A 242-nucleotide genomic window follows, 5' to 3' on the forward strand; every position below is an offset into this window, starting at 1 on the left:
CGGGCAGTTGGGTCTGGATCAGGTTACCGAGTTCGTCGTAGTGGTGTTGCAGGCGGCCGGCGGCGCTGTGTTCTTCCAGCAACTGGCCGGTGGCGTCGTAGGCGAAGCTCAGGCTTTGCACGTTGCCTTGCAGGTCGGTGAAGGTGACGGCGGTGAGCTGGTCCAGCGGGTCGTAGGTGTAGTCGGTACGGCCATCGTCGGTGATCTTGGCGATCAACCGTCCTGCGCCGTCGCGTTCCAGT

General features: G+C 63.6%; 1 protein-coding gene. It reads right to left on the reverse strand.

All coding sequences use genetic code 11. The features are described 5' to 3' along the window. Positions 1 to 242 (reverse strand): hypothetical protein (locus tag ACLEJQ_RS25865; protein ID WP_440799962.1); only part of this gene is annotated, 242 nt, incomplete at both ends.

The organism is Pseudomonas sp. SMV71 (genome assembly GCF_052042015.1).
GTDB lineage: Bacteria > Pseudomonadota > Gammaproteobacteria > Pseudomonadales > Pseudomonadaceae > Aquipseudomonas.